This window comes from Arthrobacter sp. SD1074B (assembly GCF_056780195.1).
The window spans coordinates 2,179,512-2,199,471 of record NZ_JBRAZT010000001.1; the positions used below are offsets into that span (position 1 = coordinate 2,179,512).

The window sequence follows — 19,960 nt, forward strand, 5'->3', positions numbered from 1 at the left end:
CGGCCGTATGGAGCCGGCTCAGCCGCGGAGCGGAATGACCTCCACGCTGCCGCCGGGACCGGTGATGACGAGGACGCGTTTGCCTGCCACTCCGGACAGCGCATCGGCCAAGCGCACCGCCGGGTCCTGCCAGGGCACGCCGGTGCCCGGAGCGCCGGCGGGCACAACGCCCACCGGCACGGTGCCCGCGGGCACGGGCAGCCCGACGTCGGCCCGGCTCCAGACGGTGACCCCGGCGCCGGTGAGCTCCTCGATTCTCCGGCGCAACGGTTCCGGGTCAGAGCCGGCCACCAGGATCACGTGCCCGATGGTGCGTTTCCGGCCGGAGACGACCGCCGGCTGCCGGGACCTGTCCTGCCGCCAGACGGCCAAGTGGTACCCGGCAACCAGGCCCGTGGCCACCAGCAGGCCGAGCGGAGCGCGGATCCGGTCCACCAGGCTGCCGCCCGTCACGTCGCCCAGGAAGAACTCGAACAAGCGGTAGCCGATCACCAGCAGCGCCACCAGGGCCACCACGGCGCTGAGGCCGAAGACTGCGATGAGGTAGACGCGCCGCCCTGTGGGGACCGCGGCCTCCTGCCGGTGCTGCCTCGCCGGCCGCCACGCCAGCCACCAGACGCAGCCGCCCACGGCGAGGGAACTGATGCCGCCGAGCAGTAGGGTCCGCGCATTGCCGCCGGCCAGCGGCGACACCGCAATGGACAGCGCCGCGTTCACGACCACTCCGACGCCGCTGGCGGCCGCTGTCAGCGCCACGCCCGATGTCACCAGCACCCCCGCCTGCCGGGTCCGTTCGGAACGGCCCACCGCGGCTGTGCGGTGATAGCGCCAGACGAGCGAGCCGATGGCGGCTGCGGCCAGGGCGGCACCAAGGGGTGCGAGCAGTTCGGTCAACGGGTCCTGCCGGTCGAAAGCCAGTCTTAGCAGCACGAACAGTACCGCTCCGGCCCCGCCCAGGGCCAACAGTCCGGCCGCCAGTACCCCGACGACGATCAGCCCCACGTCGGCGAATCCGCCCCGCAGCCGGCGCGCACCCCCGTGGACCCAGTGCCACCACCAGACCACGGCTCCCCCCGCCGCCCAGACCAGATCCCGCAACGTGGACTCCCACCACGGATCGAAGGTCGAGGTGAACTCCTGGGAACCGCGGATGGCGATGTCGAGCAGGCCCCCCAGCGCCGTAACTGCGGCACCCACGCCAAGGCCGAGCCCGAAGTAGGTACCGATCACGGCGGGCACATTCGCCAGCCCGAGCGGGCCCCGCACAGAGTGGCGCCACATCCAGCGGTGCCAGGCCCAGACCAGCGACCAGACCAGCCCGACGGCCAGCGGCGAGCGCCATTCCGGATCTTTCCGGCCGACAAAGGAGGCCGCGACCGCCAGCAGGGCAGTGACGGCCATAATGAGGGAATACGTATAGACCGCCGCGACGTAAAGACCCCACGACGGGGCTGCCCGTTCGGCCGGCTCGTCCAGGCGGCGCCAGACAAGCCACCAGAGCAGCGCCGCGAGTGGACCGCCAATCAGGGTGAACGCCAGCGACAGTGCCAGTCCCGCGATGCCCTCGCCGGCGAGCACCCGGTCCGCGCGCAAAAGCCGCTCCACCAACCCGCTGAAGCCGTTGGCGGCGATCATCACCAGGGCGAAAAGCAAGACAAAGACCACCAGTCGCCGGACCTTCGCCTGGGCGGACCCCGTCACCGGGCCGGCATGCACGGCCGTGCCGCTCACTTTTTCAACACTCCGCCGGTGCACGTTTGCAGGTTGTAGGGCAGCTCGTTAATCAGCCATTTGCCGTCGGTCTTCACGAGCCCAATGACGGCCTCCTCACTGTATTCGGCGGGGCCGAAGGGTCCGTCCGGCGCGGCGTGCACTATCGAGATCCGAACCGTGGCGGTATCGTCCCGCTCGGTCGTGGAGATCAGGACCACCCGGCTGGCCCCGGGGTTGCCGTAGTAGTTGGCGCAGCGGGAGCGGGCGCTTTCGGTGAGGTAGGTTTCCGCGGTGGCGGTGTCCGAGTCAATGAAAGCCCTGCTGTAGCGCTGCACCACTCCGGCGGGGGAAGACTCATCGAGCGGTTGCGGTTCGCCGCGGAGGAACACCACGCCCAGCGCCACGACCACCAACACCGCGATCGCCGCCACGATGCCCAGCAGGACCCGGTCCGGCCGCCGCCGTCCCGGGGCCGGCTCTGCTGCCGGCTCCGCCTCCGGACCTGGCTCCGGGGCCGCGGCCGGGCCGCCGTCGTGTGCCGCTGCCGGCGGCCCGGGGTCGTTGGGCGGTTGACTCATGCCGTCAGTATGGACGGCCCGTACTGGACCGTCATGGTGTCTTTAGGCCCTTTCAGCACGTCCCTGCGTCAAGCACGCTGGCAGCAGACAGTATCCTCAGACGATGGGCATCATGCGGACAATCATCGGCCCGAAACTGGCGGGCACCCTGCTCCTGTTGCTCGGCCTGGTGGGTATCCTGCTGGCCGGCGCGCCGGCGGCGCTCGCCGTCCCGCCGGCCGACGTCGTGGTGGAGGACCGGGCCGGGGTCCTGGACCGCAATACCCTGCTGCCCGCCGTCGAAAAAATCGAGTTCTACCAGCCCACCAAGGTGGCCGTCTATACGTACAACGGCAGCGCAGCCGACAACCTCAATGAAGAGGTGTTGCGCTTCGCCCGCGCGGAGCACCCGGACTGGATCAGCCCGGACGGGCAGAAGTGGGCGGACGGCCTGTTCATCTTCGCGCTGGACCCGGTGGGCCGGCACGTCGGAACGTACATGGGCGAGGACCGGAAGGTATCCGTGGAACAGCGCGCCGACATCCAGGACGCCGCCAAGGAACTGCTGCGCGACGCCCAGTGGACGGACGGGACGATTGCCGGCATCCGTCGCGGCGCCGAGCTGATCAACCAGCCGTGGTACCGCTCCACCGCGTTCCTCGTCACGGCCTGGAGCACCGCGGGGGCCGCTGTGGCCGGCGTGGGCGGCTGGCTGCTCCTGCGCTGGCGGACCCGGGTCGGCACCCGCCGGGAGATCGCCCGCGGGGACGCAAACTACGCCAACGTGAGCATGGACCTGCAGGTGACCGAGCTCAACGCCGGCACCATCCCGGAGTCCTCGCGCTACGGCAGCACGGTGCTGGAGAAACACCGGACTTTCCTGAGCCGCTACAACGCCGCGACGGCGCTCTCCAACCAGGTGCATGCCCTGACGCGGCGCCAGCTGGGCCGCCGCGCCAGCCTGGCACTGGCGCGGCAGTACGCCGATGCCGCCGCCGAGCTCGATGCCCTGGACGATGTCATCTCCGACACGAATGCGCTGCTGAACCGCGGGTCCACCTGGGCGACGGCGTGGGACCGGCAGCTCGCGCCTTTCCGCAACGACCTGGCCGGCATCGAGGGAATGCTGGGAAAGAGCCACGGCGAAGGCGGTTCCGCGACAGCGGCGTCGCTGCGGGCCTTCCGCGACCGCAGCCAGCGGGACATCGAACGTTGGACCGCTGACCTGTCCGAGGGCAGCATCAGCCCGGAGACCGCACTGGACCGGCTGCGCGATGCCCGGACCGAGCTTTCCGAGCTGCTCAAGAGCCACGCGGACACGGTGATCGCCGGCTACGCCCGCAACGAGCGGGAAGCCAAGCTCATGCGCCAGGGCATGGAGGACGCCGAGGCAGGGGCCGGAAAGAAGCAGCGGCGCAGCTACGAGCCCAGCATCCTGGGCACGGTGTATCCCTCCTACTATTTCTTCTCCGTCCCCACGTTCAACACCGGTTTCACCAGCGGCGTCAGCAGCGTCAGCACCGCCCGGGGCGGCAGCACGACGGGATACGGCGGCAGCGGCGGCAGCTTTTCCGGCTCCGGCAGCTCGTCCAGCTTCTAGGAAAAATGTCTATCGACAACCGCGCGCCAAGCGAGGAGGCTTTCCCCGTAAGCAGTTAAATTCCCTGATCGAAAAGAGGGAGTGCAATGGCCACCAACGTTGTTACCCAACTGCAGGTGAAGTCGCACAACACGCCGGATGAGAAACGCCGCCCGGACAAGAGCGAGATCGACATCGTGTCCGTCGGCGATTACACAATCGGCCGGTTGAGCTTCGAGCCAGGGTGGCGCTGGTCCGACTGCATCAAACCTGTGGTGCAGACGGATTCATGCCAGAACAACCACGTCGGATTCTGCGTGTCCGGCAAGCTGACCGTGGAAACAACCGAGGGCGGCCGCATCAATATCGCCGCCGGCGATTCCTACACCATTCCACCGGGCCACGACGCCTGGGTGGAAGGCGACGACCCGTTCGTCGGGATCGAGTTCCTCAGTGCGGCTTCCTTCGCCAAGGCCCCGGAATAGCAGGCCGCCCGCGCGGAATCCAAGGAGACGGTGACGTTCAGGCGTCCAGTTCCTGGCGCCTGAACCGCAGTTCCCGCTGTGCCCCGCGCAGCGGAGAGCCGGAGAACGGCAGCTTTTCAAGCTCGATCGCAGCGGCCGCCGCCAACGCGGTCCGGATGGCGCTTTCCGCGGCCCGCTGCGGCAGCCCCAGGGTGTCCGCAAATTCCGCCCAGTGCCGTGCTTTGAGGTTCCTGGTCTTGCCGGCGACGGGCAGGGCCAAGGTCTCGTCGCCGTAGAGCAGGGTGCACGGAACGTCATAGACCGGGGCCATCACGAATCCGGCGGGACCGCCAAGGACTGCCAGGTTCTTGGCGTGCAGGTCACCGTTTCCGGTCAGCCACGCGTACAGGAACTGCAGATACAGGTTGCGGCTGGCAACCACCGGCGCCTTGCACATCCGCGCCAGCGCGGCCGCCACTTCCTCGGAGCCCACCCCGTATTTGGAAGCCGGCGGAAGGCCGAGCACCTGTGTGCCGTCCTCGAGCGGCAACCGCCGCCAGGCGCCGTCGGCGGTTTTGACCCGGTCGAAGCGTTCGACCAGGAGTCCGGGAAGACCGTTCCGGTCGGCAATCACGGAGCTCTTCGCGACGGGGATCTTCAGCGCCTTCGCGCCGGCCAGGTGGGCGGCCTCGTTTTCCACCAGGTGCGGATGTTCCGGCGGGTCGAGCTTGAGCAGGTAGCGGTGACCGCGCAGGGCCAGCGGCGTGGTCAGCATCGAGGCGCTGGTCTTCCTCTGGACTCCGGGGATGCCGTGCAGGTCCACGGTGTTGGCGAGGAGGGAGAAATCCAGTTCCTCGGGCCGTGAGGTATCGGCCAGGGCCGCAGGGTCGGCCGGGGGCTCGCCGGCCGGAACAACCTGGACGTCACCGGGGACGTCGGCCCCGACGGCGAGAAGCAAGGTCAGTTCGTCGTCGAAACTGGTCTTGGTGGCATTCTTCAGTACGGTGAGCCGGTGGCCTTCGGGAAGGAGGCCGGCGAAGAAGGCGGGCAGCGCCCCGGCGGGCGCTTCCACCGCCGCCTCGGACGGCGGCAGCGAACTGGCGACGGCGGGGTGCCCGCCGTCGAGATAGTCGGGCCGGTAGGAGAACCGCACTCCCCCGGCGCTGGTCCGTTCGAGGTGGCCGGCCAGGTGACCGTTTTTGTAGACATCGGCCGCCCGGACGAACCTCAGGTCCTGAAGTTCGGCGGCCATCAGCCGACCGCGAGGTTCAGGCCCAGCACATGCGCCACGGCCACAACGGACTGCAGCGAGGGGTTGCCGCTTCCGGTCTCGATGGCGCGGACGGTACGCTCGGACGTGCCGGCCAGCTGGGCCAGCTGCTCCTGGGTCAGCCCGGCCTCCTTGCGGGTTCGTCGGATTCCCTCGGCAATTGCCGCCACATCGTCCATTATGGCTCCCTTCCAGGTCACGGCCCCACCGGTACCCGGCATCATCTTGCCGGTCCGCCCGCAGGGATCCCCCCATGATGCAGCACCTGCCACGATTCGGCAAGATCCTGCCGAAAAGTGCTCTCCGCCGCACCACCCTCGGCGCGCCGGGACTCAACCGGCAGAATACTGCCGGTGACGACTCGCGCCGTGCTGATGGCCGGCTTCCGGCCGACGGCGAAGGACCAGGATCCGTCCAGCACGCCGGCCTTGGTCGAGTTCGCCAACACTGGGCGGGACGCGCCGAGGGCTGGGGTCCATCGGCTGATGTGTGTCGCAGACGTGAAAAAGCCGGCGGCCGGCTGCCATGGTGGCAGCCGGCCGCCGGCTTTCGGAAGAGGTGCTGAGGCGGGCGTTACGCGCCGGCGCGGACGAAGGTCACGCCACCGGTGGCCGTCAGCCAGGAGAGCGGGTGCTTGATCGTCTGGTTGCTGCCGTTCATGCCGCCGCTGATGACCTGGCCGCCGCCGGCGTAGATGGCGACGTGGCCGGACTGGACGATCATGTCGCCAGGCTGCGGGCTGCCCACAACCTTGCCGTAGTTCATGAACTGCTGGGGACCGAGGTCGCCCACGCGGATACCGGCTGCGCCGAGGGCCTTTTCGACCATAGCGGTGCAGTCCTGGGTGATGCCGATCTGGCTGTAGGCGGCCGAAAGCATCGCAGCGTTGGCTCCGCCGGCTGCTGCCGGGGCAGGTGCCGCGGCCGACTTCGCCTGGACGGTAATGGTGGGAACTGCCGGAGCCTGTGCAACGGCAGGCTGCGCAACGGCGGGCGCCGTTGCGACGGCCGGCGCAGCGGCAACTGCCGGTGCGGCGACGGGCTTGGGCTGCTCAATCACGGGCGCCGGGGTGGTCGCGACCGCCGGGCGGTCGAAGCTGATCTGAACAGCGGAATCAGCGGTGACGGGCGCCGAAACCTTGCTGCCAACGTCAACCGACGACGCCGGGGCGGAATCACGCTCAGCCGGGGCAACGGCGGCGTTGGCTGCCATGCCACTCGTGAGGACAAGGCCGGAAGCGGCAAAAAGAACCGCGGCCTGGCGGCCGATGGTGCCCGGCTTGACCGAAAATGCTGAGCTCCGTCCGGCGGTAGCGTCGGACCGATGGCGCGCAGAAGTAATGCTTGAAGTCATGGATGTAGCCTCTCCCAATGCCTGCGAGGTGAGCTGTCGGATTCGGATGGGAGGCACCCGGCCGCGGGCCCGCCAAAGCGGGCGCTGCGCGGCTTCACCCCAAGACCTGCAGAAACTGCAGGTCAAATGTGGTTTCCCCGTCCCTGCCAGATGGTTGCATTCGGATCCCGGGCCGCGGCAGAGTTAGGCAAATCGGCTCGGGAGCGCCCGTATCGGATACAAACAGGCACCTATCCACGGTAACGGCAGCACGCCGGAATGTCACATTCAGATAACGGGGGTAAGCCGTCCGCGGGGAAAAATGCCTAGGGTCCTGCGGGCCGCCGCGCTTAGGATGAAGGCATCCGGCGTTCGCCCATGGAGGACCAAACATGAACAGCCACTGTGTCGCCATCTGCCAGCTGAGCGATCAGCCGCAGGAGGATTTCGATGTCAACACGGAGCTCCTGGTCCTCGAGGGGAAGGAAATCCACGTGGCGACGTGGGACGCCGAACCGCGCGACGGAGGCTTCGACATCCACGTGCTGAACGACCGCGTGGACGCGCTCGGTTTTATGGTGGTGACCGACTGGCAGTTCCTCGACGGCAAGGCGTACGCCGTGGTGGAGCGCCGGCCGCAGCCTTAGGGAAGCCGGCCCAGCACCTGGTTGACGACGTCGGCGCCTGCTTCGGCGAGCACGCGTGATAACGCTTCCCGGACCAGCCCGCTGTCGCCGTCCGGGCTGCTGCCAGCACTGTCCTTCCCTCTTGCGCGGCGGTCGGCCACGGAGGTCCCGGCGTGCCGGACAAAGCGGTCCCAGTCGCCACCGCCGGCCCGCAGACCCCGTAACGGGGCCAACACGGCGGCCCGCCGGAGCCATTCGTCCGGATCCTGCAGCCAGCGGCCCAACACGGCTTCTGCGCGGTGCCGCTGTTGACGGTCCAGCCGCGCGACAAGCGGCCCAACGACGTCGATGGCCAGCGGGTCGGCCAGCTCGCGCAGCCGCGCCGTCCGCAGGAAGCCCTCGATCCGGGTCAGGTCGGAGTTGTCCAGCAGCGCCAGGGATGACTGCAGCAGGACGACGGCAGCGAGCCGGCGCTCAAAGACCGGCACCGCCCACAATTCCGAGCTAAGCGCGGTGATATCGTCGTGGCCCAGCTGGCGGTAGCGACGGAGGGCATCCCGGATGGTGCCGCGGACCGCACCGACGGAGGCGCCGTAGCTCACCAGGTCCGGGCCGAAACGGGCTTGGGCCTCATCGGCCCGCTGCCATGAACTTTCACGCTGCAGTGCCGCGTCAATGAAGTCACCAGCCTCGCTCATGGCTCCATTCTGTCCTGCGCCGGCCACTCGCGCCCAAGCCCCGGCGCTAGCCGATCACCGCGCCGGTGGCCGAATACCACGTCAGCTTCCCGCGCTGGAAGTTCGAGGCCCGGCCCACGCTCACCCCGTACTCGTCCGAGACCGGGTAGCCCAACCGTCCCCGCTCCCAGCCCAGGGACGCCCACCGGGACCGGATTCCGCCCATGACCGAATGCGCCCCAGTCGCCGGCGACCAGTAGATCGAGCTGCCGCTTCCCCCGCCGCCGGAGAAGTGGTTGTACCGCCCCACCTTGTCAGGGGTGGTCATCTCCTCCGTGACCGGGTAGCCCAGCTTCCCTCTCTCCCAGCCCTGGGCGGCCCACTTGGCGCGGATTCCGCCCATCACGGCGTGCGCCCCGGTCTTCGGCGACCAGTAGATCGAGCTGCCGCTTCCCCCGCCGCCCGAGAAATGGTTATACCGCCCCACCTTGTCAGGGGTGGTCATCTCGTCAGTGACCGGGTAGCCCAGCTTCCCCTTCTCCCAGCCCAGGGCTGCCCAGCGGGAGCGGATGCCGCCCACGACCGCGTGTGCCCCGGTTTTCGGCGACCAGTAGATCGAGCTGCCGCCTCCCCCGCCGCCGGAGAAGTGGTTGTACCGCCCCACCGTGTCGGGGGTGACCTTCTCGTCGGTCGTCGGGAAACGGAGGACGCCGGCGGCGCCACCCAGGGCCTTGTACCGGTCGTAGATCCCGCCCGTGACCACATGGGCCCCGGTTGCCGGGGACCAGCAGATCACTCCCCTGACGTAGTCCTGGCATTTGCCTCCGGCCACCGGGTATTCCAGGGTGAGCGACCGGCCCAGGACCGACCTTGGGTCTCCGGCGTTGAGCTGGTAGGCCTTGAGCCCAATCGGGTCATCCACGCCCCTGCCGGTGAGCATCACCTTCTGTTCGCCCCGGCCGTCGTTCGCGGTGAGCAGGTAGTAGGTGTCCAGGGTGCCGGCCTGGCCAACCGCGGTCGGCTTGAACGTCACGCTCTGGTAGGCGGATTCGCCCGGCGGGATGACCAGGCCCTCGGAGATCGGCGCCGTGGTGGAGAAGACTCCCTGCGGCGCTTTGGCCTTGGTGATGGTCATCGGGATATTTCCGGAATTGACGATCGTGAAGTCCCAGGTGGCCGCCGCGCCCACCGCGACGTCGCCAAAGTCCAGCGTTGGCGGCAGCTGCAGGTTCGCCGCGCCCGAAACCGCCGTCGCCGACACCGGCACGGTCAGGGACCCGCGGTCGCTCGAGACGAGGAACTTATCGGCTACCGGGGTCGCCGTCGTCGGGCTGAAGGTGATGGACACCGGTACCGAGGTGAGGGGCTGGATCTTCTGTCCCACCGCCGGCACCGTCGTCCGGTCGACCTTGAGCGCAGCGTTGCCCGGCAACGTAACGCCGGTGACCGTGACAACGGTCGTGCCGGTGTTGACGACGTTAACCGTCTGGCGGCTGCTGGTCTGGGTGGGGACATCGGTAAACGCGATCGCGGCCGGCGTCGCCCCGAGGCCGTCCTTGGTGCCCACGCCGTGGATCCCGAGGAGGTCCGTCTCGCCGTCGGACGTTTTCACTGTCAGCGCACCGTCAATCTGGCCCGGCGCGGTCGGCGAAAAGGTCACCGGGACGGTCATGCTTCCGCCTTTGGCCAGCGCCCGCGGCAGGGTGAGGGTTCCAATTCCAAACGGTGCAGCGCTGGTGATGGCGCTGATGGTCACGGCCCTGGTCGCGGTGATCGTGACGGTGCCCTTATCCGTCGCGCCCACCGCGGCCGTGCCGAGGTCGGTGGTCGTCGCTCCGACCGCGGAGGTGGTCGGCGCGCCGAAGCCAAGCACGCGCCCGTCCCTCGTTCCCACGTAGACCCGGCCGTTGTCAGTGGCCACCGAAGAGAACTTGGACGCGGTACCCAGCGGCGCAGTGAACACCTGCTGCAGCTTGCCGCTGCTGTCCGGGATGGCCCGGTAGGCGCGGAGCTCAGCGCCGGCGCCGGTGGGTCCGGTGGAATACACCACCCAGACGAGGGCCGAGGACGCGTTGGTGCCGTTGGAGGTCACCGAGGGCGCACCGGAGGTGTACCCGAAGGTGCCGACGGACGTTCCCACTGAAGCAAGCTGCATCCCTCCTGTGCTGGTGGGCAGGAGCTTGTGCGCGCGGAGGTAGCCTTTGTTCTCCACGGTGTAGATGTACCCGCCGCTGGTAGTCCCCAGGAACGCCGGCCTCCCCCAGACTCCGCTGTACGGACCGGCCTCGTCCAGGACGGCGTCCCCGCCGCCGGGTCCCTGCCCCATGCCGCCGAGGTTGTCCCGGTCCATCAGATACACCCGCCCGTCCTTGCCGGCCTGGACCAGCAGGCGCGGGTGGGCCGTCGTCCCGTAACCGTTGGGGATGGCGATGGGTGCACCGGAGCCCAGGTCCGCGTCGTCCTGGTCCAGCTTGGCGTTGTTGGCGGGGCTGAAGAAGTCCGTAGCCTTGAGGTTTCCGTCGGTTCCGACGGTGAGCCGGACCACCGACTCGGCGAGGGTGGCAGGCGGCGTCTTGCCCGGTCCGGGTTTGGGCGAAATGCCGTTGCCGGTGGCAAACAGGATCTGTCCGGCGCCGTCCGAGACCAGGCCTCCGCCGGACTGCCAGATACCGCCCTCGGCATTGCTGTTGCCGGACTCAGTGGCCCACATTGTGGTCTGCCGGCCGGCGGTGGACACACCGACGACGTAGCCGACGAAAGGGGCATAGTCACAGTGGCTGGCGAAGCCTGCGTACACGACGCCGTTCATCAGCAGCAGCCCGGGCCGCTGCATGGCCGTCATGGCGTTGAAGGGGCGGGTCGGGTCGTTCGTCGGTGCGCCGCCGATGAGGACGGGGAATCCGGGCCGTTCGGCGCCCGTGACCCGGTCCAGTGAGTGCATGTACCAATGCGGCAGCCGGGCGCTCGTTCCGTCGTTCTTCTTCGCCAGCAGGAAGACGCTGTTGGTTGCCGGGTCGAAGACCGGCGTGGAGGTGATCCCGATATTAGGCGTCAGGTCACCGCAGCTGAGTGTCGACGCCGGCCAGGCCGGTCCGAGGTTGCGCCGCCAATTCACCGCGCCGGTGGTGCCGTTCAACCCGTACACGTTGTTGTTCTCCGTTGCGGCGATCACGGTGCCGCCCACCACAAGCGGCTGGGCGTAGACCTGGCCGTCGACGGCGGTGGAGAAAAGTTTGCCGAAATTCGAGGACGCGACCGAGGACGGCGTAAGGGCCGTCTCATTGTTGTCCCATCCGGAACGGAAGACATCGTGGGCGATCATCCCGACGTCGGCTTCGGCGATAGCGCCAAGGGACAGCCCGGCGAAGGTGAGCGCTGTGGAGAGCACGGCGGCCCCCGCGCGTCGAACCCACGGGCCCCGCCGGGAGTCAGCGTCCGCGTTGCTGGCCGCCCGCTGGGTCCGGCGATGCGGCGTCCCTGCCGTTGGTCCGTGGAGACGATCCGGAAAATGGCCGGACAACACCCGAGATTCTGCTTTTGCGCGCATGGTTGAGACCCATTTCTGACCTTTAAGCTGACGTTCCCGTCCCAGTACTGAGGAGCCTAGAAGCGCTTCAGGACAAGCGCGCGAGTGGGTCCTACCCGACTTCTGGACGGGGGTGCCCGCTTTCTCCGCGGTTCTACTTGGCCGCTACTTGGGCGGTTCCGGATGGCTACCTGTTTCGCCGGGGCCGCGGCGCTGCGCCCCGGACCCGCGGGCCATTGCCCCGGCAGGTCGGCACGCCAATAATGGAGTACGGGGGGCGGATGGAGGGCTCACCATGGATGATGTCAACGCATTCCTGGCAGCCGTGCTGCCGGGCCTGAAGGCGGCTGAAACGGCCCTTCACAACGGCGACGCCGCGCCCCGGAAAGCGATCTGGTCGCACCGGGACCCGGTGTCCCTCTTCGGCGCGGTCACGACGAGGATCGGGCCGGACGCCGCGGCGTCCGCTTTCGACGACCTTGCGTCGCGCTTTTCGAATTGCGCCTTCTGGGACTACGAGATCCTGTCTGCCGGAGCCAGCGGGGATCTGGCGTATCTGGTGGGAATCGAGCACACCAACGCCTCGATTGGCGGCGCCGAACCGCTGCCCTACGAACTCCGGGTCACCACCATCTTTCGACGCGAGGACGGGGAGTGGAAGATCATCCACCGGCACGGCGACCCGCTGCCGGGCGATGACTCCACCCCGCTCCAGCTTGGCCGGCTGGGCGGCCTGCGCGGTTCGGCAAACGACGGCGGAGCCGGTACTTCCGGATGAGGGCGTGGCCCCCGGGCCATCTAAGCTTCAGCACTTTTGCGCCGGGTCGGGACAGTCCCCTGGCCGTTTGCAAGATACCCCCGGGGGTATTATTGTTGTGTGTAGAGGAGGAAGGAATCCCTTCCCCGTCCACCGCAAGAAGGAGTTCCCCGAATGCTTATTGAGCGCATCTACGACGAAGACCTTGCCCAGGCGAGCTATTTCATTGGCTGCCAGGCCAAGGGTGAGGCCCTGGTGGTTGATCCCCGGCGTGACATTGCCGTCTACCGGGACCTTGCTGCCGCGAACGGGATGAAGATTGTCGCTGTGACCGAGACGCACATCCACGCGGACTTCCTTTCCGGCACCCGCGAACTGGCCGCTGCGACCGGCGCGACGGCGTATGTCTCGGGCGAGGGCGGAGCGGACTGGCAGTACGGATTCGAGGCCGAGCGCCTGAACGACAATGACCAGATCACCTTGGGCAACATCACGGTCAAGGCCCTCCACACCCCCGGGCACACCCCGGAGCACCTGTCCTTCTTGATCACCGACGGCGCGTTCGCCGACGCCCCCGGCTACCTGCTCTCGGGCGATTTCGTCTTCTCCGGCGACCTCGGCCGCCCGGACCTGCTGGACGAGGCAGCCGGCGGTGTTGATACCCGCTTCCTGGGCGCGAAGCAGCTCTTCGCGAGCCTGCGGGACAAGTTCCTGACCCTGCCGGACCACGTCCAGGTCCACCCCGGCCACGGCGCCGGCAGCGCCTGCGGCAAGGCCCTGGGCGCGATCCCGTCCTCCACGGTCGGCTACGAACGGCTCTACGCCTGGTGGGGTCCCTACCTGGCCGCCAACGACGAGCAGGGCTTCATCGATGAACTCCTCGAGGGCCAGCCCGACGCGCACGCCTACTTCGCCCGGATGAAGCGCGAAAACCGCGAGGGCCCGGCCGTCATGGGCGAGCGCGCCCCGCTGGCCGAGCTCTCCACCGCCGACGTTGCCCGCGACCTCGCCGCGGACAAGGTCATCTTCGTCGACACCCGCCCCAACAACGAGGTCCACGAGGGCACCGTCACCGGCTCCGTGAACGTCCCGGCCGGCAAGTCCACCGCGAGCTTCGGCGCCTGGGTCGTGAACCCGGAGACCGACACCAACCCCCTGGTGCTCCTCGCCCCGGACCAGGCCGCCGCGCAGGAAATGTGGGACCACCTGGTCCGCGTCGGCATCGACAAGGTCGCCGGCTTCGTCACCGGCCTTGAAGGCCTGCCCATCAGCGTCCCGAAGCTGATCCAGCCCGAGGAACTCGACGGCTTCGAAGCCGCCATGGTCCTGGACGTCCGTAACCGCACCGAGCATGCCGCCGGCAACATCCCCGGCTCCTACCAGCTCAGTGGCGGCCGCGTGATGTGGCACCTGGACGAACTCCCCGCCGAGGGCACCATCGTGTCGTACTGCCAAAGCGGCGTCCGGAACTCCGTCGCGGCCAGCGCCCTGCGCCGCGCCGGCTACGACGTCGTCGAACTCGACGGCAGCTACGCCGCGTGGAACGCACAACAGCAGTCGGCCCGGCAGGCCAAGGAAACCGTCCCGGCCAGCTGACACCAACAGCCGCGGAGACAACGCAACAACCGCACTAAAGCAGTAACGCAGCAAGAACACGTGGCGGCGGGCAGGGGAAGCACCCCCGGCCCGCCGCCACTGTTGTGCCCCGAGAGCCTGCGATGACTGGCGGTCAGTCCGCCCCGCCGGCGTGAAGCCGGAGCCTGCGGAAGGCCGGCACCTTGAGACGGTCGGCGATGAATCCGCCGGTGAGCGTCGCCGCAGCGAGCAGCAAGAGCAGGGCGCCTGGTACCGGCGCCATCAGGACCCCCCAGAGCGCCAGCACCGAGGCGCCGGCGGTGTCCAGCACTGAAGCAGCCAGCAGCGGGCTGGAGGGCCGGTCCTTCCACGCCGGGAGCGCCGTGCGCACAACGTAGCTCGTGACCTGGCTGCTGAAGACCAGCGTCAGGAAGATGACGGTGCGGACCTGGTCGATTCCACCCCCGGGCCAAAGCTGCCCGGACGCCCAGAGCAAGGCCAGCGACGCGCCGAGCATCGGCAAGGCGACCACGAGGGCGCCGGCGATGGTCCGCCCCACATGCCAGGTGTCGGGACGCTGCGAGAAGCGGGCATTGTCCGTGGTGAGCATCATGCTCACCACGTCATTGGCGAGCAGCAGCAGCGCCATCAGCAACGGCGTGAACACAAGCTGGCCGAAGGAGAGCACCCCGGCGGTCAGCAACACCGGCACCTCCAGCTTTTTCACACTGACGTTCAGGGCATAGGTCAGCGAGCGCTGGTGGATCCTCCTGCTTTCCTCGACCAAGCCCACAATGTCGTTCAGTCCCCCGTGGACCAGGACCACCCCGGCCGCCGACTTCGCCACATCCGTCGCGGTCTCCATGGCGATCCCCACCTCGGCCTGGCGCAGCGCCGGGGCATCATTGACACCGTCCCCTGTCACGCCCACAACGTGCCCCTCCTGCTGGAGCAGCTCCACGATCCGGTGCTTGTCCTGGGGCAGGACCTGGGCAATAACGCCCGGCCCTCCGTCCCCGCGGCCCAGCGCCGCGAGGTCTTCCGCACGGACAACTTCGCCGTTCAGCCCCACGTCCGCGGCGACGGCGGCGGCCGTGGCCGCACTGTCCCCGGTGACCATGATGACCCGGATTCCGAGCCCGGCGAGCCGGGCCAGCAGGCCGGCGGCTTCGGGCCGCACCCGGTCGGCGAGCGCAATGAGCCCGAGCAGGCGCCAGGTCCCGTCGTCGACCGCGACTGCGAGCACCCGGGCACCGCCGGCGGCCAGGGCCTCCAGTTCCGCCGGCGGCTCCGCCCCGGCCATGGCAGCGATGACGTGCGGGGCGCCCTTGGCGACCCGGACGGTGCTGCCGTCCCTGGCCACCGTTGCCTGGGAACGCTTGGACGCGGGGTCGAACGGGGTGAAGCTCAGCCTGTCCCCCGCGCCCATGGGTTCACCTGCCGCCGCGAGGATGGCCAGGTCCAGCGGATCCTGCGTGGCGGCGTCGGAGGCCGCCGCCGCCCACCCCAGGAGTTCATCCCGGCCAACGGCCCCGCTGGGCGCTACGGCGGCTACCGCGAGCCGGTTTTCGGTCAGCGTGCCCGTCTTGTCGATGCACAGCACGCTCATCGACGCGGCGTCCTGCAAGGCCGTGAGCCGGGTCGTCAGGATCCCCAGCGACGCAAGGTGCTTTGCGCCGAGGGCGCCGGCCAGGGCGAAGGCGGCGGGCATGGCCACCGGCACGGAGGCCAACAGCAGTATCACCGCGTAGGAAATCACATCAGTGCTGGTGGACCCGGCGGCGGCCAGCCCGGCGGTGCCCGCCACCGCCAGGACCAGGTCCACGGCAATGAACACCCGCACGATCCGCAGCACCACGTGTTCCAGATGGGCGGCGGGCGCGGAGCTGCCCACCAGCTCTGCGGTCTTGCCGAAATAGGTGGCGACGCCGGTCGCGCTCACTGTGCCGCTGGCTTCGCCGCGCACCACCGTGGCGCCGGAGTAAACGGTGCTTCCCGGGTCCCGGGCGACGGGAATGGACTCGCCGGTGAGTGTGGATTGGTCCACCGTCATGGTGCCGTCGTGGACCACGACGTCGGCGGGCACAAAATCGCCGACCCGGAGGTGGATAACGTCGCCGGGCACCAGGCGGGATGCCGGGATCACGGTCCAGGCCCCGTCCCGCAGCACCCGGGCGTTGATCTCCAGCCGGCTGCGCAGCAGATCCACGGCAACCTCCGCACGGCGCTCCTGGACAATGCCCAGCGCCGTGTTCAAACCCAGGACCACCAGGATGATGAGCGCGTCCAGCCATTTGCCCAGCACAAACTCAAGGACGATGGTGGCCTCCAGCATCCAGGGTACCGGCGCCCAAAGTTTCCGCAGCAGCCGCACCGCCAGCCTGGTCCGCTGCAGCGGAACGGTATTGGGGCCGGCAGTCTCAAGCAGCCGGGCTGCCTGCGCGGTGGACAGCCCCTGCAGCCCGGCCACGTTCCCTCAGCCCTGCGCCGGACCCGCATCCGTGCGGACGACCAGCACCGGGCACGGGGCGTGGTGTACGGCATGATTTGATACCGACCCCAGCAACATGCCGGTGAAGCCCCCATGACCGCGCGATCCCAGCACGAGAAGATCGGCGCCGGCGGCCGCCCGGAGCAGCACGTCCGCGGGATGCCCTTCCGTTACCTCGCTGGTGACTTCGACGCCGGCAGCGGCCGAGTGCCGCAGCGCGTCGGCGTTAGCCTGCCGCGCGTGCTCTCCGAAGGCGTCCCGATCCGGCCCGCGGCCGGCTGCGTCACCGATGACGGGATAATGCCAGGCGCTCACGATGTGGACCTGGCCGGACCGCAGGCGAGCCTCCTCAAGGGCCCAGTCAAGGGCCGCGAGCGAGGAGTCCGACCCGTCCACTCCGACTATGATTCGAAATGTTTCTGCGGCTGCCATCGCGACTCCGTACCTGCGTCTTCCGGGCACGGCGTCGTGCCACAAGCCCCACGATCCTCCCGGCGGCCGGACTGATCAAGGGTCCTTGTACCGTGGCCGGGGCTCCCGGCGCAGGGCGCATCCGGACTACGCGTTGCGCAGGCCCGGCTCCTCCTCCGCGGCCGGCTCCGGAACCTGGAAGCTCTCCAGCCACGCCAGGGCCTCCTTGCGCGAGGTGAAATATGCGTGCGGGCAAAAGTCGTGGCGGCCCAGTGCCGCCGCCACGACGGTGTCCACCACGCTGGAACCCAGCAGGGCCACCGCGGAGACAGCCTGGGCACGTTCATAGGCGCGCCTCGCTGCTGCGCTCATGGTCACGCCGGCGATGTCGACCAACAGCGGCAGCTCCCTGCCGCCGCCGAGGGCCTGCATTGCTTCAATGGATGCGGCCGCATCTCCGGCCTCGACCTGCGCCCCCGGTGTCCAGGCAAGGTGAAAGTAGGGCCCGTAAATTCCGAGCCGTCCTTTCCCGCCTGCGATCAGGATCTCGTTCATGTTCCCCCCTTGGCCCAAGATACCCTTTAGGCCGGCTGAAGCAGACCCCGGGCCACGCAAAAGCGCCGGAGGACGTGTCCTCCGGCGCTTTTTGTCCGTGCTGTTCCACTCCGACCGTTTCCCGCTTAGGAGAGCAGTGCCTGCACCGTCACATAGGCGGCGACCAGCAGGACCAGGACGCCGAAACCGCGTTTAAGCACCTTGTCCGGGATCCTGGTTCCGAGCCGGCCCGCGACCAGGGAGGCAACCATGGCTGCCCCCGCGAACGCGACCGTGACGGTCCAGTCGATCTGCAGGTCCCCGAGGTGGGCTGCGAAGCCGGCCATCGAGTTGATCACGATGATGACCAGCGAGGTGCCGACGGTCACCGCCATCGGCAGGCCCAGGACCAGTGTCAGCGCCGGGACGATCAGGAAGCCTCCGCCAACGCCGAGGAGCCCGGTCAGGAAGCCCACGATAGCGCCGGTCGCAATGGCCTTGGGCAGGCAGCTGCGCCAGTTGACGCCGCCGCCGGGCAGGGCGCAGGACCCGCCGGATGCCTTCGACGGAAGCATCATCCGGATGCCGGCGAAGACCATAATGGCGGAAAAAGCCAGCAGCAGCACTTTCGGGTCGAGCAGCCGGTTCACATACGCGCCCAGGTAGGCGGTTGCCGTGCCGGCCGCGCCGATGATGAGGGCCAGCCGCCAGTTCACTCCGCCCCGCAGGCGGGGCAACACCGCGACGGCGGACGAGGCTCCGACAACGACCAGCGACGTCGGGATCGCCGCAGCCAGCGGGAGCCCCACACCATAGACCAGGGCGGGGACGGCGAGAATGGACCCGCCGCCCCCGACCAGGCCCAGCAGGCCGCCGACGATCAGCCCGAACGCCGCCGCGGTGAGGATCATGCCTTGGAGCCCAGGTTCTGCAGCGCCTGATGGGCGGTGGGCTCGTTGGCGGAACGGTTCCACGGCATCTTGGAGAGCATCTGACCCATGGCACAGCTGTTCGTCGCAGCGGAGAAGGTCAGCCCCGCTCCGATGCCGCCGGCCAGCAGACCCAGCTTCGGCGAGAGCAGCTTGCTTCCGACGACGCCGGCCAGGACCAGGGATCCGGCCGTCATGCGGACCTGGCGTTCCAGGGCCCAGGTGTTGCGGCCCTTCACCACGTTGCCGCCGGCGGCGGCGTAGGCAGGCACGCCGCCGGCCAGCACGCTTGCGCTGCCCAGGCCTACTGCGTCCAGGTGCTTCCGGGCCTGCTCGGCCCGGTTTCCGGACTGGCACACCAGGACAACGCGGGTGCCCATCTTGGCGGCGAATTCCTCGGTGTGTTCGCTCAGCATGGGCAGCGGGACATGGTACGAGCCCTTGATGTGCATTGAATCAAACTCGGCACCGCTGCGTACGTCAATCACCATCAGGTCATCGTGGTTGTCCTCCCAGGCTTTCAGGGTGGAGGCGTCAATGGACTGGGGTGCGGACTCGACCGTAGTGGTCTTGTTTGAGGTAGTCATAGTCTCTTTCGGTATAGCTTGGGCAGTTCGGGCGGCCGCCCGCGGATGCAGGATGCCGCCGTCCACCGGCCTGGCGCCCGTCAGGGCGCAGTCAGGACAGGTGGAGGCCCGGGCGGCACAGTGGGGGGAGGCGCCGCCCGGGCAGTTTATAGGGAGTTTCAGCCGGCGGGCAGACCGGCGGCTGACCAGTCGAGCATTCCGCCGGTCATCGTGTAGGAGGTGAAGCCGGCGGCGGCGAGTTGGTCGGCGGCGGCTGCGCTGCGGCGGCCGCTGCGGCAGACGGCGACGACGGGCCGGGTCTTGTCCAGTTCGCCCAACCGTGCGGGCAGTTCGCCCAGCGGGATGTGCTGCGCGCCGGCGATCATTCCGTCGGCGACCTCGGCGGATTCGCGAACGTCCACGATCTGGGCGTCGCTGCCGTTGTTCAGCTGTTCGTTGAGTTGCTGGGCGGTAATGTCCATGGGTGCGCACCTTTCGGAGGGCGTTCGGTAGGGGCAGGTGGCCGATCCAGCCACTATCAATATACCCCCAGGGGTATTATGGTTCAAAATTGGCGGTTATGCGCCGAAAGCGGTCCGTGGCGCCGCGCAAGCCCCGCGGGGCGTCAGGTCAGTCGCAGGAAGAGGCCACGGATTTCTTCTAGCGTGAGCTTCTGGCCAACTGCGTCATCCGCAGCCACCCCTTCCATGCCCTCCGGCACCTCGGCGATGCACTCGCGCATGGCGGAGGAGATCAGCTCGAAACCGGCCTTGTCCAGGGCGCCGCGGACAGCCGAGAGCTGCGTGACAACACTCCGGCAGTCGGATCCGGACTCGACGGCGGCGATCAGCGCGCCGAGTTGGCCCTGGGCACGCTTGAGCCGGTTGATAGTGCGGCGCATCGCGGCGTCGGGGCCCGGCTTGACCCCGGGGAGGCCGATGGCGGAGGACATC

At 68.7% G+C, this 19,960-nt stretch carries 19 protein-coding genes and 1 riboswitch; of the genes, 5 read left to right on the forward strand and 14 right to left on the reverse strand.

Features of this window, described 5'->3' with window-relative positions:
* Positions 1-18: 18 nt before the first annotated feature.
* A complete protein-coding gene (locus ACUYM2_RS10065) occupies positions 19-1,731 on the reverse strand; it encodes a DUF5671 domain-containing protein (protein ID WP_481599931.1) in 1,713 nt (570 codons plus the stop codon).
* Positions 1,728-2,291 carry an LpqB family beta-propeller domain-containing protein gene (locus tag ACUYM2_RS10070; RefSeq protein ID WP_481599932.1) on the reverse strand — a complete coding sequence of 188 codons (564 nt, stop codon included), beginning with the start codon at positions 2,289-2,291 and terminating at the stop codon, positions 1,728-1,730. Before ACUYM2_RS10070 ends, ACUYM2_RS10065 begins: the two co-directional genes overlap by 4 nt.
* A gap of 103 nt (positions 2,292-2,394) precedes the next feature.
* Here ACUYM2_RS10070 and ACUYM2_RS10075 point away from each other — a divergent pair, with 103 nt between their 5' ends.
* On the forward strand, positions 2,395-3,870 hold the full coding sequence (locus tag ACUYM2_RS10075; protein ID WP_481599933.1) for a DUF5129 domain-containing protein: 1,476 nt from the start codon (positions 2,395-2,397) through the stop codon (positions 3,868-3,870).
* Between the two features lie 86 nt (positions 3,871-3,956).
* Positions 3,957-4,334: a cupin domain-containing protein gene (locus ACUYM2_RS10080; RefSeq protein ID WP_481599934.1), complete on the forward strand. Its 378-nt coding sequence runs from the start codon at positions 3,957-3,959 to the stop codon at positions 4,332-4,334.
* Between the two features lie 37 nt (positions 4,335-4,371).
* Here the strand turns inward: ACUYM2_RS10080 and ACUYM2_RS10085 are convergent, their stop codons facing one another.
* The 3 genes from ACUYM2_RS10085 to ACUYM2_RS10095 all read right to left on the reverse strand — a co-directional run bounded on the left by ACUYM2_RS10085 (position 4,372) and on the right by ACUYM2_RS10095 (position 6,936).
* Positions 4,372-5,565 (reverse strand): type II toxin-antitoxin system HipA family toxin, encoded by a 1,194-nt coding sequence (locus ACUYM2_RS10085; protein WP_481599935.1) that lies wholly within the window; start codon positions 5,563-5,565, stop codon positions 4,372-4,374.
* Positions 5,565-5,762 carry a helix-turn-helix transcriptional regulator gene (locus ACUYM2_RS10090; protein ID WP_481599936.1) on the reverse strand — a complete coding sequence of 66 codons (198 nt, stop codon included), beginning with the start codon at positions 5,760-5,762 and terminating at the stop codon, positions 5,565-5,567. Before ACUYM2_RS10090 ends, ACUYM2_RS10085 begins: the two co-directional genes overlap by 1 nt.
* A gap of 394 nt (positions 5,763-6,156) precedes the next feature.
* Complete coding sequence (locus ACUYM2_RS10095) at positions 6,157-6,936, reverse strand: NlpC/P60 family protein (protein ID WP_481599937.1); 780 nt, start codon at positions 6,934-6,936, stop codon at positions 6,157-6,159.
* Positions 6,937-6,940: 4 nt separating this feature from the next.
* Positions 6,941-7,126: riboswitch (cyclic di-AMP (ydaO/yuaA leader) on the reverse strand.
* A gap of 181 nt (positions 7,127-7,307) precedes the next feature.
* On the opposite strand from ACUYM2_RS10095, the gene ACUYM2_RS10100 reads away from it, so the two are divergent.
* Positions 7,308-7,562 (forward strand): hypothetical protein, encoded by a 255-nt coding sequence (locus ACUYM2_RS10100; protein WP_481599938.1) that lies wholly within the window; start codon positions 7,308-7,310, stop codon positions 7,560-7,562.
* On the opposite strand, the gene ACUYM2_RS10105 is transcribed toward ACUYM2_RS10100, so the two are convergent.
* Both ACUYM2_RS10105 and ACUYM2_RS10110 read right to left on the reverse strand, forming a co-directional pair.
* Positions 7,559-8,239 carry a DNA alkylation repair protein gene (locus ACUYM2_RS10105; protein ID WP_481599939.1) on the reverse strand — a complete coding sequence of 227 codons (681 nt, stop codon included), beginning with the start codon at positions 8,237-8,239 and terminating at the stop codon, positions 7,559-7,561. The two genes, ACUYM2_RS10100 and ACUYM2_RS10105, sit on opposite strands and share 4 nt — an antisense overlap.
* Positions 8,240-8,285: 46 nt before the next feature.
* Positions 8,286-11,606, reverse strand: coding sequence for a choice-of-anchor D domain-containing protein (locus tag ACUYM2_RS10110; protein ID WP_481599940.1), 3,321 nt, complete (start codon positions 11,604-11,606; stop codon positions 8,286-8,288).
* A gap of 433 nt (positions 11,607-12,039) precedes the next feature.
* Here ACUYM2_RS10110 and ACUYM2_RS10115 point away from each other — a divergent pair, with 433 nt between their 5' ends.
* Positions 12,040-12,522, forward strand: a complete 483-nt coding sequence (locus ACUYM2_RS10115) for a YybH family protein (protein ID WP_481599941.1) — start codon at positions 12,040-12,042, stop codon at positions 12,520-12,522.
* 153 nt (positions 12,523-12,675) lie between these two features.
* Positions 12,676-14,097, forward strand: coding sequence for an MBL fold metallo-hydrolase (locus tag ACUYM2_RS10120; protein WP_481599942.1), 1,422 nt, complete (start codon positions 12,676-12,678; stop codon positions 14,095-14,097).
* 133 nt (positions 14,098-14,230) lie between these two features.
* Here ACUYM2_RS10120 and ACUYM2_RS10125 read toward each other — a convergent pair whose 3' ends face one another.
* The 7 genes from ACUYM2_RS10125 to ACUYM2_RS10155 all read right to left on the reverse strand — a co-directional run bounded on the left by ACUYM2_RS10125 (position 14,231) and on the right by ACUYM2_RS10155 (position 19,959).
* Positions 14,231-16,546: an HAD-IC family P-type ATPase gene (locus tag ACUYM2_RS10125; protein ID WP_481599943.1), complete on the reverse strand. Its 2,316-nt coding sequence runs from the start codon at positions 16,544-16,546 to the stop codon at positions 14,231-14,233.
* 6 nt (positions 16,547-16,552) lie between these two features.
* Complete coding sequence (locus ACUYM2_RS10130) at positions 16,553-16,999, reverse strand: universal stress protein (protein WP_481599944.1); 447 nt, start codon at positions 16,997-16,999, stop codon at positions 16,553-16,555.
* Between the two features lie 126 nt (positions 17,000-17,125).
* Positions 17,126-17,533, reverse strand: coding sequence for a DUF7793 family protein (locus ACUYM2_RS10135; protein WP_481599945.1), 408 nt, complete (start codon positions 17,531-17,533; stop codon positions 17,126-17,128).
* Between the two features lie 125 nt (positions 17,534-17,658).
* Positions 17,659-18,423 carry a sulfite exporter TauE/SafE family protein gene (locus ACUYM2_RS10140; protein ID WP_481599946.1) on the reverse strand — a complete coding sequence of 255 codons (765 nt, stop codon included), beginning with the start codon at positions 18,421-18,423 and terminating at the stop codon, positions 17,659-17,661.
* A complete protein-coding gene (locus tag ACUYM2_RS10145; protein ID WP_481599947.1) occupies positions 18,420-19,028 on the reverse strand; it encodes a rhodanese-like domain-containing protein in 609 nt (202 codons plus the stop codon). The genes ACUYM2_RS10140 and ACUYM2_RS10145 overlap by 4 nt, the downstream gene beginning before the upstream one ends.
* 158 nt (positions 19,029-19,186) lie before the next feature.
* Positions 19,187-19,489 (reverse strand): rhodanese-like domain-containing protein, encoded by a 303-nt coding sequence (locus ACUYM2_RS10150; protein WP_481599948.1) that lies wholly within the window; start codon positions 19,487-19,489, stop codon positions 19,187-19,189.
* A 143-nt stretch (positions 19,490-19,632) separates the two neighbouring features.
* A complete protein-coding gene (locus ACUYM2_RS10155; protein ID WP_481599949.1) occupies positions 19,633-19,959 on the reverse strand; it encodes a metal-sensitive transcriptional regulator in 327 nt (108 codons plus the stop codon).
* Position 19,960 lies beyond the last annotated feature (1 nt).